We start from the raw sequence: 16,448 nt of genomic DNA, 5'->3' as shown, positions 1-16,448 counted from the left end.
GGCAGGCGGGGGTGTGTCTTTTGTGTGGAACGGCTCAGAATTCCGAGCCGGCGGGGAGGTCGGGGGTGGATGGGTCCTCGGGGTCGGACGGGCCGGCGGCGAGGCCTAGTTCGGCGGGGCTGGCGAGGCCGGCGTGGTTGGGGACGACGCGGACCGTGTAGCCGAACGGGCCGGTGCGGTCGAGCTTGAGCTCGCCCTCGTACCGGTGCCGGTTGCCTTCGTAGGTCTCGGCGAGCGACAGCGACGTCCGGACCGGGTCGGTGATCTCGTCGTTGGTGTCGACGCGGCCGTGCAGGACCTCGACGCAGATGTCGGCCGGGTCCAGGTCGCCGAGCGCCGCGAACGCGCGGATCCCGACGGTCGTGCCGAGCTGCGGTACGTCGCCGAGGCCCTGCAGCTCCACGTGGTCGACGCGGATCTGCGCCCACGCCGCGCGGACCTTCTGCTTCCACGCGGCCAGTTCGCGAGCACCGTCGTACGTCGAGTTGAGCGCCCGCGACGACTTGGCGGCCGGCACGTACAGCTGCTCGACGTAGTCGCGCACCATCCGGGTGGCGAGCACCTTCGGGCCGAGTTCCTTGATCGTGTGCCGCAGCATCTCGATCCAGCGGCCGGGCACGTCACCGTCGTAGAACCGCGGCGCGACCTGCTTCTCGATCAGGTCGTACAGCGCGTGCGCCTCGAGGTCGTCGCGGCGCTCGGTGTCCTCGATCCCTTCGGCGGACGGGATCGCCCAGCCGAACTCGTCGTCGTACCACTCGTCCCACCAGCCGTCGCGGATGGACAAGTTCAAAGCGCCGTTCAGCGCCGCCTTCATGCCCGACGTACCGCAGGCCTCATAAGGACGCAGCGGGTTGTTCAGCCAGACGTCGCAGCCCGGGTACATCGGCTGGGCGAGCTTGATGTCGTAGTCCGGCACGAACACGATCCGGTGCCGCACCTCCGGGTCGTCGGCGAAGCGGACCATCTCCTGGATGAGCTTCTTGCCGCCCTCGTCGTGCGGGTGCGCCTTGCCGGCGATGACGATCTGCACCGGCCGCTGCGGGTGCAGCAGCAGCGCCTTCAGCCGCTCGGGGTCGCGCAGCATCAGCGTCAGCCGCTTGTACGACGGGACGCGGCGCGCGAAGCCCATCGTCAGCACGTCCGGGTCGAGGATCTGGTCGACCCAGCCGAGCTCGGCCTCGCTGGCGCCGCGGTTCAGCCAGGACTGCCGGACCCGCGCGCGGGTGTCGTCGATGAACCGCTGCCGGAGCAGCCGCTTGGTCTCCCAGATCTGGGCGTCGGTGGTCTTGTCCAGACCCTCGAACACCTCGTCGCCCTCGGTCGTGTAGTTGGCGTAGGTGAGGTCGTGGACCTCGCGCGCCACCCACGTCGGCGCGTGCACGCCGTTGGTGATCGAGGTGATCGGTACGTCGATCGGGTCGAAGCTCGGCCACAGCCCGGCGAACATGCCGCGGCTGACGACGCCGTGCAGCTTGGACACGCCGTTCGCGCGCTGGGCGAGTCGCAGGCCCATGATCGCCATGTTGAACAGCGCCGGGTCGCCGCCCTCGAAGTCCTCGGCGCCGAGCTCGAGGATCCGGTCGATCGGGACGTCGGGGCCGAACACGTCCGGCGAGAAGTGCTGCTGGATCAGCTCGACCGGGAACCGGTCGATACCGGCCGGCACCGGGGTGTGCGTGGTGAACACGGTGCCGCCGCGGTTGACCTCGAGCGCGGTGTCGAAGTCGAGGTCCTTGCCGGCGGCAAGCTCACGGATCCGCTCGATGCCGAGGAAGCCCGCGTGCCCCTCGTTGGTGTGGAACACCTCGGGCGCCGCGTGGCCGGTGATCCGGCAGTACGTACGGACCGCGCGGACGCCGCCGACGCCGAGCAGCAGCTCCTGGAGCAGCCGGTGCTCGGTCGAACCGCCGTACAGCCGGTCGGTCACCTCGCGCTCGGACGGCTCGTTCTCCTCGATGTCGGAGTCGAGCATCAGCAGCGGCACACGGCCGACCTGGGCGACCCAGATCTGCGCGTGCAGCTCGCGGTTGCCGGGCAGGGTCAGCGTGACGGTCGCCGGTGCGTCACCGTCGCGGAGCAGGCTGATCGGCAGCCCGTCCGGGTCGACCAGCGGGTAGCGCTCCTGCTGCCAGCCTTCACGGTTCAGCGACTGCGCGAAGTACCCGTGCCGGTAAAGCAGGCCGACGCCGATCAGCGGTACGCCGAGGTCGCTGGCGGCCTTCAGGTGGTCGCCGGCGAGGATGCCCAGACCGCCGGAGTACTGCGGCAGCACGTGTGTGATGCCGAACTCCGGGGAGAAGTAGGCGACCGCGTCGAGCGGCGAACCGCCCGCGGTCTGGAACCACCGGTCGTCGGTCACGTAGCTGTCCAGGTCGGCTACGGCCAGTTCGAGCCGGCGCAGGAAAGCGTGGTCGTGGGCCAGCTCGTCGAGCCGGGCCGCCGGGACCTCGCCGAGCAGCTTGACCGGGTCACCGCCGGTGCTCCGCCACAGCTGCGGGTCGACGGCCTCGAAGACGTCCTGCGTCTCCGGGTGCCAGGCCCAGCGGAGGTTGTTCACCAGGGTGCCCAGGCCGGTCAGCGGCTCGGGCAGGACAGGGCGGACGGAGAATCGTCGTATCGCTCGCACCGGGACACCGTACCGGGCAACGGTGCGCAAGACACCCTCGGGATGCATCGATCTTGCAACGCGAGCAAGATTTTGCAGCCCGGTGTGTCACAGCGGGGTACTGGGAACCGATAACGTCAGCAGTGTCGTACGCGACGTAGTTACCCAACCCGCCGAATCCGAAGCCCCACACGTTACGGAAAGCGAAGGTTCGTCTACGCCATGACTGGGCGCATCCCGATCACCGACGTCACCCCGACCGTCGACGCCGGAGCGTATCCGGCGAAGGCAGCGGTCGGCGAGACGTTCACCATCGCGGCAACGGTCTTCCGGGAAGGCCATGACGCCGTGAACGCGAACGTCGTGCTGACCTCGCCGTCGGGGCAGACCAGACGCATGCTGATGACCCCGGTCGGTCAGGGCACCGATCGCTGGACCGTCGACGTGACGCTGCAGGAGCAGGGCGCGTGGACGTTCGCGGTCGAGGGCTGGAGCGACCCGTACGGCACCTGGCGGCACAACGCCGAGATCAAGATCCCGGCCGGGCTGGACGTCGACCTGATGTTCGCCGAGGGCGCCGCGTTCTTCGACCGCGCGGCCGCCGGCGTACCGCCCGCTGTCCGGGCGGATCGCGGCACGCTGAGCGACGCGGCGCACGCGCTGGCCAACGGCGCACTGCCGCCGGAGGCCCGGCTGGCCGCGGGCATCTCGCCGCAGGTCCGCGCGGCCCTCGGCCGGTACCCGGTGCGCGAACTGATCACGTCCTCCGAGAGGTACCCGGTGTGGGTCGACCGCACCCGCGCGCTGTACGGCAGCTGGTACGAGTTCTTCCCGCGCTCCGAGGGTGCGACGTACGACGAAGAAGCCGGTGAGTGGAAGTCCGGGACGTTCCGGACCGCGGCGCAGCGGCTCGAAGCGGTCGCGAAGATGGGCTTCGACATCCTCTACGTGCCGCCGATCCACCCGGTCGGCCACTCGTTCCGCAAGGGCCCGAACAACACCCTCGACCCGAAGCCCGGCGACCCGGGCTCGCCGTGGGCGATCGGCTCCGAGGACGGCGGCCACGACGCGATCCACCCCGAGCTCGGCACCTTCGAGGACTTCGAGTACTTCGTCGGCCGCGCCCGCGAGGTCGGCCTCGAGGTCGCGATCGACCTGGCGCTGCAGGCCTCGCCGGACCACCCGTGGGTGAAGGAGCACCCGAAGTGGTTCTCGGTCCGCGCCGACGGGTCGATCGCGTACGCCGAGAACCCGCCGAAGAAGTACCAGGACATCTACCCGATCAACTTCGACAACGACCCCGAAGGCATCTACGCCGAGGTGCTGCGGATCGTGAAGCTGTGGATCTCCAAGGGCGTCACGGTGTTCCGCGTCGACAACCCGCACACCAAGCCGGTCAACTTCTGGGAGTACCTGCTCGGCGAGATCCGCAAGACCGACCCGGACGTGGTGTTCCTGTCCGAGGCGTTCACCCGGCGGCCGATGATGCGCGAGCTGGCGAAGGTCGGGTTCCACCAGTCGTACACGTACTTCACCTGGCGCAACGAGAAGTGGGAGCTCGAGGAGTACCTGACCGAGCTCACTCGCGAGAGCGCGCATTACCTGCGGCCGAACTTCTTCGTGAACACGCCGGACATCCTCACGGCGTACCTGCAGTACGGCGGACCGGGCGCGTTCAAGATCCGCGCCGCGATCGCGTCGACGTCGTCGCCGGCCTGGGGCGTGTACGCGGGGTACGAGCTGTTCGAGCATGTCGCGCTGCGGCCCGGCTCGGAGGAGTACCTGGACACCGAGAAGTTCCAGCTCCGCCCGCGGGACTGGGAAGCAGCCGAGGCGGAGGGGCGCTCGCTGGCGCCGTACCTGACGCTGCTCAACAACATCCGCCGCCGGCACCCGTCCCTGCAGCAGCTGCGCAACCTGGCGCTGCACAGCGTCGACGACGAAGCGATCATGTGCTACTCGAAGCGCTCGACCGCGGCCGACGGACACAGCGACACCGTCATCGTCGTGGTGAACACCGACCCGCATTCGGTCCGCGAGTCCATGGTCCACCTCGACATGGCCGCCCTCGGCATGCGCCCCGAAGACACCTTCACCGTCTACGACGAAATCAGCGGCGCCACCTGGCGCTGGGGCCAGAGCAATTACATCCGCCTCGACCCCAACGGCGAGCCCGCCCACATCCTCGCCGTACGCCGCGGCCAAGCCTGACGGGGTAGGTCAGCCCAACGCGGTGCTACGCACGGCTCCTTCGTCGCCGAGCTACGCGCCGCTCCCACCCACCCCCGGGCTGGCGCCCGGATTCCTAGCTGCCGGCTGGCGCCGGCGAGTTGCTCGCTGCGCTCGCGAGCGACAGCGACGCCGGCGCCGCCGCACTGGACAACCGAGGCGGACCGGACTGACTTGTCCCGGGCTCGCACATCACCGAGAACCCAGCACCTGGCCAATCCCATCGCCGGTCATCGGCACATGTCGACTCAACCGGCAACCGTCATGCAAGACGAGTTCGCCGAAGCATGGCGGTGAGGATCGGTCCGTCGACTGACGGCTGCTGCGTACTGATCGGCTCGTAGCCCCAGGACTCGTAGAGCGCCTTGACCTTTCCGTCGCCGTTCAGCGCGTTGACCAGCAACGAGACCTGCTCCTCAGGCCGATCGCGGAGCAGCTCGTCGTGGATCAGCCGGGCAATCCCCTGACCCCGCCACGGCTTGCGCAGCATGATCTCTTTGACTGCCACGGTCGGCATGGCGGTGCAGCCGTCGGGCAGCGCGGTGGTCATCCGGCGCCACCAGCGGTCGTCGGGCGTGAGCGTGTTCGCGTACGCAAACCCGACGGGCTCTTCCGCGTCGTAGCCGATGACAACCTCCCAACCGGGATCGGATCCATGCCGGGCAAGCTGTTCACCGAACCGCTCAACCGAGTAGTTCGGCAGGTGAAGCTGATCCGCACGTACGTCGGCATACACCTCGATCAACGTGCTCCACACGTCGTCAATCACGGTCGAGTGGCGCAGCGCAATACCGTCAGGGGTCACAGAAGCTTCCTCAGTGAGTCGTGTTCGTAATGGTCCCAGGCGGTGGCCGGGTGGCTGGATGGTGCGGCGATCCGCAGTGTGCTGCCGAAGTCCTGAAGCATCGAGTTGATCCGCGGGTGCAGACCGGTCGGCTCGAGCTGGATCGACATCGCGGTGGCAACCGCTTCCTCCAGATCCCCCTGGCCGAGCTGCGCTTTGGCCTGTCGTGCGGTGGTTGTCGATCGCGTACGCCGCATACCGGGCCACAGAAGAGCGAGGCTTCGATGCCGCCCAACCTTGACGCGCCTAGGGCTGCGCGCCAGGACCGAATACCCGCAAAGAGCGCCACACGGACCAGCGCGACCCGTCGAGCCTCGATTTGCGGTACGCCAGAACTTCTCGCCAGCAGGCGCGTGAATTCCTGCTCGTCATGACAGGAGGACCGGCTGCGCGGTGTGGTCGCCCGCGAGCGGCAGCTCGCAACTCGCCGGCGGTAGCCGGCAATCCACGGCGCCAGCCGGGGGCCCACGGCGCCAGCCGGAAGCAAATGCACCGCGCTAAGCGGGGGGTGGGTGGGAGCGCGCGGAGCTGCCGCGGTGAGGAGCGGAGCGACGAACGGAGCGGCTGCGTAGCACGCGTGGGCTGGTTCTTCCCGCTAGATCTCGACGGTCTCTGGGTACTTCAGCCCAGCGCCGGTGTTCAAAGCCACCACCTGGTCGTCCGCAGTGATCCAGCCGGAGTCGCGGAGAGCGCGGATGGCGGCGAAGTTGGCGGCGCCCTCCGGGCAGATGAAGGTGCCTTCCAGGCGGGCTACCAGGTGTTGTTCGGCGAGGATGTCCTCGTCGTCGACCGCGATTGCACAGCCGCCGGTCTCGGCGATCGCCTGCAGGACGAGGAAGTCGCCGAGGGCCTTGGGGACGGTGATGCCGAAGGCAACGGTTCGGGCGTCGAGCCAGGGTTCGCTCTCGGGCAAGCCTTTCTCCCAGGCGCGGACGATCGGCGCGCAACCGGTCGACTGTACCGCGACCAGCCGCGGCAGCGGACCGGAGATCCAGCCGAGGTCGCGCAGCTCGGTCAGGGCCTTCCAGATGCCGATGATGCCGACACCGCCGCCGGTCGGGTAGACGATCACGTCCGGCAACGACCACCCGAGCTGCTCGGCGATCTCCAGGCCCATCGTCTTCTTGCCCTCGATCCGGTACGGCTCCTTGAGCGTCGACGCGTCGAAGTACCCGGACTGCGACCGGACGTACGCCGCGGCGTCGCCGATCAGCCCGTCGATGAGCTGCAGCCGGGCGCCGACCGCGGCCACCTCGCGCCGGCAGATCTCGGGTGCGGCGATCGGCATCGCGATCAGCGCCTCCATCCCGGCGCGGGCGGCGTACGCGGCCCAGGCCGACCCGGCGTTCCCGTTCGTCGGCATCGCGATCTTCCGTACGCCGACCTCGTAGGCACGCGACACCCCGACCGCGGCGCCCCGCGCCTTGAACGTACCGGTCGGGATCAGCCCCTCGTCCTTCATCAGCAGCCGCTCGACGCCGATCGAGGCGCCGTACCGCGTCATCGGCAGCAGTGGTGTCATCCCCTCTCCCAGCGTCACCACGTTCGACGGCGACCGCACCGGCAGCAGCTCGTGATACCGCCAGAGATCCGGCGCACGTGACGCCAGATCCGCCTTGTCGACAGCGGGTACGCCGTACCGCGCGAGCAGCGGCGATCCGCACGGGCACAGGCCGATGATCTGGTCGGCGTCATGGGTCGCCCCGCAACGCGGGCATTCGAGATGACTCAGCGCGGAGAAGGTCACATCGAGAAACTACCCCGCGCGAACTACCCCGCGCGCAGATCGCTGATCATCGGGCGCTGGTGGTCGGTCAGCCGGAACCCGATCCCGCGGACGGCGTCGATGGTGACCGTCGTGCCGAGGTCGTCGAGTTTGCGGCGCAGGCGTTTGACCACCGAGTGGACGTCGGCGGTGCCGCGGACGCTGCCGTCCCGCCAGACGGTGTGGTGCAGGGCGTCGTACGACCAGACCCGCAGCGGCGTCGACATCAGCCGGCTGAGCAGCTCCTGCTCGAGGTCGGTCAGCTGGATCTCGCCGTCGCGCCAGCGGGCGACCGAGCGGGCCCGGTCGATGGTGAGCACGTCCGCGTCGGGATCCTCGCCGCCGGCGCCGACCGCCGTGGCGTCGACCGCGTCCGGCTCCGGCGGCTCGGGCTGCTCGGGCGCGCCGGGCGGCGGTTGCTGCGCGGGAACCAGCAGGCGGCGCAGTTCGTCGAGGCTGGAGACCAGCAGCAACGGCGCGACGTCGTCGACGAGCTCGGCCAAGCGGACTCGTTGCTCGGCCGAGGCCGAAACCGCGATCAGCAGCGGGAAGTTCTCTGTCAGATCGGCGTCCGGAGGGGCGGGTTCACGGGCGGTGACCATCTGGTCACGATGTCAACATCTGCCCGGGATCGTCAACGGACTGCCAAGGTTTGCCTATCTTGCTTCGATCCGTGCGACAGCTAGTCACATCTTGCTCACCAAGTGTGCTTGTTACCACGTTGTTCTGACACATAGATTCCTCGTCAGGCGCGCGGTGTCACATACCGCGACCCGGGGGGCACGCAGTGTTCGCACTATAGCCCTCCTGCAGCAGATGACTCGGGGGAGTCGACTCGGGGTCTTTCAAGTGAGGGGCTGCAGAGATGTCACATCAACGGAAGGGACTCGCCAGATCTCTGGTGGGTGCCCTGGCGACGGTGGCCGTGCTGGCGACCGGGATGGCCGCCGCCGGCCAAGCCCAAGCGTCACCGCCCACCAAGCCGCAGGCCACACCGGCCTCCAAGATCAAGCCGGACCTGATGGAGAAGCTGGACGGCAAGGACGCCAAGGCCGCGACGGACTACTGGGTCCGGTTCGCGGCGAAGGCCGACCTGACCGCCGCCAGCAAGATCACCAACTGGAACGAGCGCGGTACGGCGGTCGCCGCCGCGCTGAAGAAGGCCGCCGCGGACAGCCAGGCGAAGATCCGCGCCGAGCTGGACGCGCAGCACGTGAAGTACCAGTCGTTCTGGGGCACCAACGCGATCCGCATCGAGAGCGGCTCGCTGGACCTGGCCCAGACCCTGGCCGGCCACACCGAGGTCGAGGGTCTGTACGCGCCGCTCCAGATCGAGGTACCGAAGGTCACGCCGGGCCAGCAGGAGAAGGCGATCCAGGCCGTCGAGTGGGGCGTCGCGAACATCAAGGCGAACCAGGTCTGGTCGCAGTACGGCGACAAGGGTGAGGGCATCGTCGTCGCCAGCATCGACACCGGCGTGCAGTACGACCACCCGGCGCTGGTGAACCAGTACCGCGGCAACAACGGTGACGGCACCTTCAACCACAACTACAACTGGTTCGACGCGGCCGGCACCTCGCCGAACGCACCGTCCGACGGCAACGGCCACGGCACCCACACGATGGGCACCATGGCCGGCGACGACGGCGCGGGCAACCAGATCGGTGTCGCCCCGGGCGTGAAGTGGATCGCAGCGAACGGCTGCTGCCCGAGCGACGCCGCGCTGATCGAGTCCGGCCAGTGGATGCTCGAGCCGACCGACCTCGCCGGGCAGAACCCGGACGCGAGCAAGCGGCCGAACGTCATCAACAACTCGTGGGGCTCCACGCTGCCGTCGAACGACCCGTTCATGGAGGACATCACCCTGGCCTGGACCGCGTCCGGGATCTTCGGTGCGTTCGCCAACGGCAACAGCGGCTCGGCCTGTCAGAGCAGTGGCTCGCCGGGCAGCCTGACGAGCAACTACTCGGCCGGCGCCTACGACATCAACAACAACATCGCGTCCTTCTCCGGCCGCGGCGTGGGCCAGAACGGCACCATCAAGCCGAACATCTCGGCTCCGGGTGTCAACGTCCGGTCCAGCCTGCCGGGCAACACCTACGGCGCGTTCAACGGTACGTCGATGGCGACACCGCACCTGACCGCCGCCGTGGCCCTGCTCTGGTCGGCCTCGCCGTCGCTGAAGGGTGACGTCGCGGCGACCCGGGCGCTGCTCAACTCGACCGCGATCGACACGCCGAACAGCCAGTGCGGCGGCACCGACGCGAACAACAACGTCTTCGGTCAGGGCCGTCTGGACGCGCTGGCGCTCCTGGACGCGGCGCCGATCGGCGACACCGGCACGCTGTCCGGCACCGTCACCGCCGCCACCGGTGGTGCCGCGCTCGCGGGTGCGAGCGTGACCGTGCACCAGGACGGTCAGGCCGACAAGACGCTGACCACCAGCAGCACCGGCGCGTTCACGTCCGTGCTGCAGGCCGGCGACTACACCCTGACGGTCGCGTCCTTCGGGTACGCCACCCAGACCGCCACCGTCACGATCACCACCGGTCAGACCACCACGAAGAACTTCGCCCTGGTCAGCACTCCGCAGGTGAGCGTCGGCGGCACCGTCACGGACGGCTCCGGCCACGGCTGGCCGCTGTACGCGAAGGTGACGGTCGAGGGCCCGGGCGGTGTGCTCGACTACACGACCCCGAGCAACGGCCGGTACAGCCTCAAGGTCCCGTCCGGTGCGGCGTACAGCCTCAAGGTCGAGACGAAGTACCCGGGTTACCAGACCGTCAGCCAGCCGATCACGGTCGGCAGCGGCAACCTGACCCAGAACATCGCGGTCCCGGCCGACGCCAACTCGTGCACCACCGCGCCCGGTTACAAGTGGGGCTCGGACGGCGTCTACGAGACCTTCGACTCCGGTGCCGCGCCGAGCGGCTGGACCGTCGTCGACAACAAGGGCAACGGGCAGGTCTGGAAGTTCGACGACCCGGGCAACCGCGGCAACCTGGCTGGTGGCAGCGGCAAGTTCGCGGTCATCGACAGTGACAAGTACGGCAGCGGCGGGTCCCAGGACACGTCTCTGGTCAGCCCGGTCGTGGACCTGACCTCGGTCACCGCTCCGGTGATCAAGTTCAACCAGGACCTGAACTACCTCAGCGGCGAGAAGGCCGACGTCGACCTGTCGATCGACGGCGGCGCCACCTGGAGCAACGTGCTCACCCAGGCCGCCGACGTCCGCGGCGTCAAGGAGATCGCGATCCCGCAGGCGGCCGGCCAGTCCGCGGTGCAGGTGCGGTTCCACTACTACAACGCCTCGTACGAATGGTGGTGGGAGGTCGACAACGTTCTCGTCGGCAGCCAGGTCACCTGTGTGCCGACCGGCGGCGGCATCGTCGTCGGCAACGTCAAGGACGCCAACACGAACGGCTTCGTGAACGGCGCGGTCGTCACCCGTGACGGCAGCACCGAGTCCGCGACCACCGTGGCGACGCCCGAGGACACCGGTCTCAACGACGGCTTCTACTGGCTGTACTCGTCCGCGGACGGCAACCAGGGCTTCACCGCCAAGGCAGGCAACTACGTCAGCTCGACCGCGACCGTCGCGGTGGAGGCCGACTGGACCACCACGGCCGACTTCACGCTGAAGGCAGGCCAGCTGGCCGTCACGCCGGGCAGTGTCACCGGCAACCTGAAGCTGCCGACCGGCAAGGTCACCAAGTCGTTCACCGTCACCAACACCGGCGGCGCGCCGGTGGACGTCAAGTTCGGCGAGAAGGACAGCGGCTTCGTCCTGCAGAACGCGAACGGCACCACGACCACCAAGGCCCAGGTGGAGAACGGGCCCGGCGCCCCGCTGCAGCGGCTCGCCGTGGACACCTCGTTCGCCCGGATGCTGTCGGGCAAGACCGGCGCCTCGCCGGCCGCCGCGCAGCCGATGGCGGCTCCGTGGGCCGACATCGCCGACTACCCGGCGACCGTGATGGACAACCGGGTGGTCAACGTCGACGGCAAGGTCTACTCGATTGCCGGCGGCAACGGTAGTGCGTCCACCGGGAACAGCTACGTGTACGACCCGGCGGCGCTCGCCTGGACCGCGATCGCCCCGCTGCCGGGTGCTCGCAACGCGATCAGCGTCGGTGTCATCGGCGGCAAGATCATCGCCAGCTCCGGCTGGGGATCGTCCGGCCCGGCGCCGGAGACCTGGTCGTACGACCCGGCCGCCAACGCCTGGACCGCACTGGCCGCCAACCCGGCCCCGCGGGCCGCGGCCGGTCAAGCCGTGCTCGACGGCAAGCTCTACGCCGTCGGCGGGTGCACCACCTCCAACTGTCTGCCGATGAGCAACACGGTCGTCCGGTACGACCCGGCGGCGAACGCCTGGGAGACGCTGGCGAACTACCCGAAGTCGGTCGCGTTCGCGTCCTGCGGCGCCATCGACGGCCAGCTGTACTGCGCCGGTGGTAACGACGGCACGAACTCGCTGAAGTCGGCGTACGTCTACGACCCGAGTGCGGACTCGTGGACGGCGATCGCGGACGCTCCGGCCGACCACTGGGCGGCGTCGTACGCCGTCGCCGGCGGGAAGCTGCTGATCGTCGGCGGTGTCCAGGCCGGTGCGGTGACCAACGCCGGGTTCTCGTACGACCCGTCGGCGGACGCCTGGACCGCGCTGCCGAACGCCAACCTGCCGCGGTACCGCGGTGGTGCGGCCTGCGGCTTCTACAAGGTCGGTGGCTCGTCCGGTGGCTTCACCGCCACCGCGGACAGCGAGGCCCTGCCGGGTCTCGAGGACTGCGCCGAGTCGTCGGCGGACGTGAGCTGGCTGTCGATCGACAAGACCGAGGCCACGCTGGCCCCGGGACAGTCGACGACCGTCAAGGTCACGCTCACCGCGAGCGTCGACCAGCCCGGTACCTACAGCGGTGCCGTGACGATCGGCGAGAACACCCCCTACACGGTCGCTCCGGTCGGCGTGACGATGAACGTCACCCCGCCCACCACCTGGAGCAAGCTGCAGGGCACCGTCACGGGCGTCAGCTCGTCCGGCGCCTCGGCCGCCCTCCCGGGCGCGATCGTGCAGGTGGACTCGTGGGCCCAGTCCTACACCTTCATCACCGACAAGGACGGTAAGTACGCCTACTGGCTCGACCGTCGCAACAACCCACTCACCCTGATCGCCGCGAAGGACGGCTACAAGCCCCAGACCCGTACCACGAAGCTCCTGGCCGGTGAACCGGTCACCGAGGACTTCGCCCTGAAGTCCATCAAGTAGCGGTTCATCAAGTAGCAGTCAGCTTCTGCTGACCCGACCGGCCCCGGACCTCGTCCGGGGCCGGTCGGCTTGTCAGCAGCCAAGCCAGCAGCACTCCGATCGCGACGGCAACCAGGACCGCAAGTATCCGGAGGTCGCCGATCTGCCGCGGTCTCGGGAAGTAGTTGAGGTACGTCGACACCGCCGCCACCTGGAGCAGCACCGGTACCGGGAGCAGCACCGGCCGCCAGAACGCCGCCACCACAGTGAGCACCTCAGCGAGGTAGAAGTACCGCTCGTGCATCGACGGCAGCAGGTACGGCGTCAGCAGTGCCGACGTCGCGACGTACAGCACCATCCGCTCGTCGGTGAGCCTGGCGCGCACGGCGACCGCCACCAGCGCGAGCAGCACGACGCCCGCCCCGAGCACGCACAGGCGACGCAACGCCGGGTCGAGGTCGAGCAGCGCGTAGATCGACGGGGCGTTGACCGTCAGCCGGGTGTCGGCCCCGGTCTGCCGGAGGTAGACCAGCAGTAGCCGCTGCCAGTCCGCGCCGAGCAGGATCGCCGGTACGTCGAGGAGCAGGTACGGCAGCGGGATCATCGCGAGCGCGCGCAGCGGCAGTTCCCGGCGCAGCGCGAACAGAAGCAGCGCGGGGAACACGAAGACGGTCTGCAGCTTGAACGCGAGGGCGAGGCCGAAGTAGACGCCGGCGCGGACCGGGCGCCTGCACAGGAGGTGGTACAGCCCGGCCACGCACAGGGCGGCGTACGTCGAGTCGGCCTGCCCCCACATCGCACCATTCAGGACGACTGTCGGAAGGAGCAGCACGGCGGCAGCGCCGGTCAGCCCCCACCAGATCGGCGGCGATCTCCTCTGGAGACTCAATGCGGTACAGGCCGGAATTGGTTGCATCCGTTGTCCGGATGCGCGGGGCGGTCAGGCGGCGGGGAGGAGGTGGAAGCCGACGCCGCGGACGGCGTGGATGGTGACCGTGGCGCCGAGGTTGGCGAGTTTCTGGCGGAGGCGTTTGACGACCGAGTGGATGTGCGAGCCGCGGCCGAGGTGCTCGTTGCCCCAGACCGCGTGGTGCAGACGCTGGTACGTCCACACCCGGCCGGGTTCCGCCACCAGGCAGTGCAGAAAGTCGTGCTCCAGCCGGGTCAGCGGCATCTCACGATCCTTCCAGCGGACCACCCGGCGGTCGACGTCGAGGCGCAGCCCGGCGACCGGCTCGGGGGCCCGGACCGCCTGGATCCGCCGCTCCGCAGTCGCCGGCGCCGCGACGGCCGGTACGGCGACCGCGGCGCTGGGAGCCACCGCGACACCGGTCAGGTCCAGGAACGCGCGCGCCTGGTCGGCGTTCGACACCAACAGCAGCGCGTCGGCCTCACCCAGCAGACGGGCCAGCTGGACGCGCTCGGCGGTGGTCGCGGCCACGCCGATGATCAACGAAGAGTCGGACGGTCTGTCCGCTGACTTACCAGCCATCGCCAACACAGGAAGCCCCTCCCAGTCGAAACGACCCGCCATAAGTACGGTTCACGGCCCGAACTAAGTCAAGGGATTCACTGCGCGGCAGGCTGGCACATATGCGTCCTGTCCGAGACAGGACAGGAAAACCTGCGACGCTCCCCCGATGGGTGTGCGCTCGGCAAGGGTGGCGGAGTAGTCTCCTCGGGCACGGCCACTCTGACCGCATCCACGGAGGAACAGTGCCCGGTCTGGTTCGGCGGCCGCTCGTCATCTGGTTGCTCGCGGCTCTCGCAGTACCTGTGCTGCTGACCGCTGTGCTGATTCCGGCGCGCGCCGGCACCACCGAGGACGATCTCCGCGAGCGCACCGAGGCCGCGCTCAAGGCCCGCGGCATCGAGGCCGGCTCCGTCGACTTCGACGGCCGGAGCGCACGGATCATCGTGCCGTCCGGGGTTGATCCGGCCGTGGTCCGGGAGATCGTGGCCGGGGTTGACGGCGTCCGATCGGTCGCGGTCGAGAACAACTCAGGCAGCACGCCGACCCCTAGCGCCCCGGCGAGCAGCAGTGCGCCGCGGCCTTCCGACGTACCGGCGTTCGAGGTCGGGCGGACGGACCGGTCGATCCGGGTGCAGGCGCCGGTGCAGAGCCAGGCTGTCAAGGACGGGATCCGTGCCGAGGTCGAGCAGGTGCTCGGTCCGGACCGTGAGTACGACGACCGCACCACCATCGACGCCGCGAACGGGCTCGCCGGCGCGTCGGCGCTGACCGCGTTGCTGCGCGCGCTCGCGATCGGCAGCGGCGATGCCTCGGTGCGGTACGACGGGGAGACCGTGACGCTGTCCGGTCAGGTGCCGGACCAGGCGACGAAGGCCACCATCGCCCGGGCCGCCGCGACGGCCGTTCCCGGCGCGGTGATCGCGGACGAACTGGAGCTGCCGGCGCCGCCGAAGACCGCGCTCAGCGAGCCGTGCCGTACCTTCCAGAGCCGGCTGGCCGCGTTCAGCCGGGAGTACCGGATCAACTTCCTGTCCGGTACGTCGATCGTGAACGACGCGTCCAAGCCGTCCGTGGTGAAGGCCGCCGCCGTCCTGAAGTCGTGCCAGACGGTGCGCGTCGAGGTGGCCGGTCACACCGACGACCTCGGCTCCGCCGCGACCAGCCTGCCGCTGTCCGAGCGCCGGGCCGCCGCGGTGAAGGCCGAGCTCGTGCGGCTCGGGGTGCGCGCGGACCGGATCCTCGCGCACGGGTACGGCGAGGCGTTCCCGATCGCTTCCAACGCCACCGGCGCCGGGCGGGTCGCGAACCGCCGCGCCGAGATCCGAGTAGTGCAGGGGAACTGAATGAGCTGGCTGATCGCCGAGACCTGGATTCTGCTGCTGGTCGCGTTCGTCCTGGGCAGCACGGCCGCCTGGCTGCTGCACCGCCTGGTCCGCACGCCGGCGAGAGGAGCCCGCCGATGAGCTGGCTCCTCCGCGACAACTGGATCGGCTCCCTGCTCGCCTTCCTCCTCGGCGCCGGCATCACCTGGTACCTCCTGGACCGCCGCCCCGCCACCGCCACTCCCCCGGTCCCCACAGCCGACGCCCCCGCACCTGCGCCGGCACCACCCCAGCCGGGCGCGGCCGCACCCGAGCCGATCCCCACACCCGCAGCCCACGAACCGCCGGGCGCCCAGGAGCCGCTTGCCGATGGCAAGCCGTCCACGGCCCAGGCGCCGTCTGCGGGTGACAGGCCGCCTGCAGCGCAGGAGCCGTCCGCTGCCCACGAGCCGTCCGCCAGCAGTACGCCGCCCGGTGCCGAGGGGCCGTCCGCCGATGGCAACCCTCCGGCAGCCCACGAGCCGTCTGCCGGTGGCGAGTCGCGCGCGGCGGCGGAACTGTCTGCCGCGGAGGAGCCGCGTGCCGACGCACCGGCCGCCGTTCGGGCACCGGAGAAGCGGGCGGAGTTCTCGCAGTTGATGGATGGGGAGCCGACGCTGTTCGACCACATCCAGCCGGGCGCGGAAACGGGCGCGGGCGACGCGGCCGGCGTACCGGCGGGAAGGTACGGCGAGGGCTCGGCCGACGCGGTGCCGCATCAGGGGCCGCCGGACGGGTTCACGATCAAGGGAAACGCACAGTCGATGCTGTTCCACACGCCCGATTCGCCGTACTACGGCCGGACCAAGCCCGAGGTCTGGTTCCGCACCGAGGCCGATGCCGAGCGGGCCGGCTTCACCAAGTACGCCCGCCGTCCGCGCAAGGCCGCGGACCCGCGCGAATGACCCCGGGAGACACC

General features: G+C 69.6%; 11 protein-coding genes. 4 read left to right on the top strand and 7 right to left on the bottom strand.

Going from position 1 to position 16,448, the window contains the following annotated elements:
• Nucleotides 1-34: 34 nt before the first annotated feature.
• Nucleotides 35-2,629 carry an alpha-glucan family phosphorylase gene (gene glgP, locus AB0I12_RS17605; protein ID WP_359930293.1) on the bottom strand — a complete coding sequence of 865 codons (2,595 nt, stop codon included), beginning with the start codon at nucleotides 2,627-2,629 and terminating at the stop codon, nucleotides 35-37.
• 201 nt (nucleotides 2,630-2,830) lie between these two features.
• Between glgP and AB0I12_RS17600 the strand changes: the two genes are divergently transcribed.
• Nucleotides 2,831-4,819, top strand: a complete 1,989-nt coding sequence (locus AB0I12_RS17600) for an alpha-1,4-glucan--maltose-1-phosphate maltosyltransferase (protein ID WP_359930290.1) — start codon at nucleotides 2,831-2,833, stop codon at nucleotides 4,817-4,819.
• 280 nt (nucleotides 4,820-5,099) lie between these two features.
• Here AB0I12_RS17600 and AB0I12_RS17595 read toward each other — a convergent pair whose 3' ends face one another.
• The 4 genes from AB0I12_RS17595 to AB0I12_RS17580 form a co-directional block, all read right to left on the bottom strand.
• The gene (locus AB0I12_RS17595; protein WP_359930288.1) at nucleotides 5,100-5,642 is read right to left on the bottom strand and encodes a GNAT family N-acetyltransferase; all 543 of its coding nucleotides are present in this window, start codon (nucleotides 5,640-5,642) and stop codon (nucleotides 5,100-5,102) included.
• On the bottom strand, nucleotides 5,639-5,878 hold the full coding sequence (locus AB0I12_RS17590; RefSeq protein ID WP_359930286.1) for a hypothetical protein: 240 nt from the start codon (nucleotides 5,876-5,878) through the stop codon (nucleotides 5,639-5,641). Before AB0I12_RS17590 ends, AB0I12_RS17595 begins: the two co-directional genes overlap by 4 nt.
• 398 nt (nucleotides 5,879-6,276) lie before the next feature.
• Nucleotides 6,277-7,428, bottom strand: a complete 1,152-nt coding sequence (locus AB0I12_RS17585) for a threonine synthase (protein WP_359930284.1) — start codon at nucleotides 7,426-7,428, stop codon at nucleotides 6,277-6,279.
• Nucleotides 7,429-7,451: 23 nt separating this feature from the next.
• Entirely contained in the window at nucleotides 7,452-8,048 is a 597-nt protein-coding gene (locus tag AB0I12_RS17580) for a winged helix-turn-helix domain-containing protein (protein WP_359930282.1), read from the bottom strand.
• A gap of 263 nt (nucleotides 8,049-8,311) precedes the next feature.
• On the opposite strand from AB0I12_RS17580, the gene AB0I12_RS17575 reads away from it, so the two are divergent.
• Nucleotides 8,312-12,715: a S8 family serine peptidase gene (locus tag AB0I12_RS17575; protein WP_359930280.1), complete on the top strand. Its 4,404-nt coding sequence runs from the start codon at nucleotides 8,312-8,314 to the stop codon at nucleotides 12,713-12,715.
• A gap of 7 nt (nucleotides 12,716-12,722) precedes the next feature.
• Here the strand turns inward: AB0I12_RS17575 and AB0I12_RS17570 are convergent, their stop codons facing one another.
• Both AB0I12_RS17570 and AB0I12_RS17565 read right to left on the bottom strand, forming a co-directional pair.
• A complete protein-coding gene (locus tag AB0I12_RS17570; protein ID WP_359930279.1) occupies nucleotides 12,723-13,610 on the bottom strand; it encodes a glycosyltransferase 87 family protein in 888 nt (295 codons plus the stop codon).
• Nucleotides 13,611-13,634: 24 nt separating this feature from the next.
• The gene (locus AB0I12_RS17565; protein WP_359930277.1) at nucleotides 13,635-14,135 is read right to left on the bottom strand and encodes a winged helix-turn-helix domain-containing protein; all 501 of its coding nucleotides are present in this window, start codon (nucleotides 14,133-14,135) and stop codon (nucleotides 13,635-13,637) included.
• 275 nt (nucleotides 14,136-14,410) lie between these two features.
• Between AB0I12_RS17565 and AB0I12_RS17560 the strand changes: the two genes are divergently transcribed.
• Nucleotides 14,411-15,511, top strand: coding sequence for an OmpA family protein (locus AB0I12_RS17560; protein ID WP_359930275.1), 1,101 nt, complete (start codon nucleotides 14,411-14,413; stop codon nucleotides 15,509-15,511).
• 116 nt (nucleotides 15,512-15,627) lie between these two features.
• The gene (locus AB0I12_RS17555) at nucleotides 15,628-16,434 is read left to right on the top strand and encodes a hypothetical protein (RefSeq protein ID WP_359930274.1); all 807 of its coding nucleotides are present in this window, start codon (nucleotides 15,628-15,630) and stop codon (nucleotides 16,432-16,434) included.
• Nucleotides 16,435-16,448 lie beyond the last annotated feature (14 nt).

The sequence above is a fragment of the Kribbella sp. NPDC050459 genome (assembly GCF_040655315.1).
Taxonomy (GTDB): Bacteria; Actinomycetota; Actinomycetes; order Propionibacteriales; family Kribbellaceae; genus Kribbella.
This window is presented reverse-complemented; position numbering and strand designations above follow the sequence as displayed.

Bases quoted from the DNA above. Each gene is read 5' to 3' on its own strand.
- AB0I12_RS17600 (WP_359930290.1), top strand. From the start codon at position 2,831: ATGACTGGGCGCATCCCGATCACCGACGTCACCCCGACCGTCGACGCC.
- AB0I12_RS17590 (WP_359930286.1), bottom strand. From the start codon at position 5,878: ATGCGGCGTACGCGATCGACAACCACCGCACGACAGGCCAAAGCGCAG.
- AB0I12_RS17580 (WP_359930282.1), bottom strand. From the start codon at position 8,048: ATGGTCACCGCCCGTGAACCCGCCCCTCCGGACGCCGATCTGACAGAG.
- AB0I12_RS17575 (WP_359930280.1), top strand. From the start codon at position 8,312: ATGTCACATCAACGGAAGGGACTCGCCAGATCTCTGGTGGGTGCCCTG.
- AB0I12_RS17570 (WP_359930279.1), bottom strand. From the start codon at position 13,610: ATGCAACCAATTCCGGCCTGTACCGCATTGAGTCTCCAGAGGAGATCG.
- AB0I12_RS17555 (WP_359930274.1), top strand. From the start codon at position 15,628: ATGAGCTGGCTCCTCCGCGACAACTGGATCGGCTCCCTGCTCGCCTTC.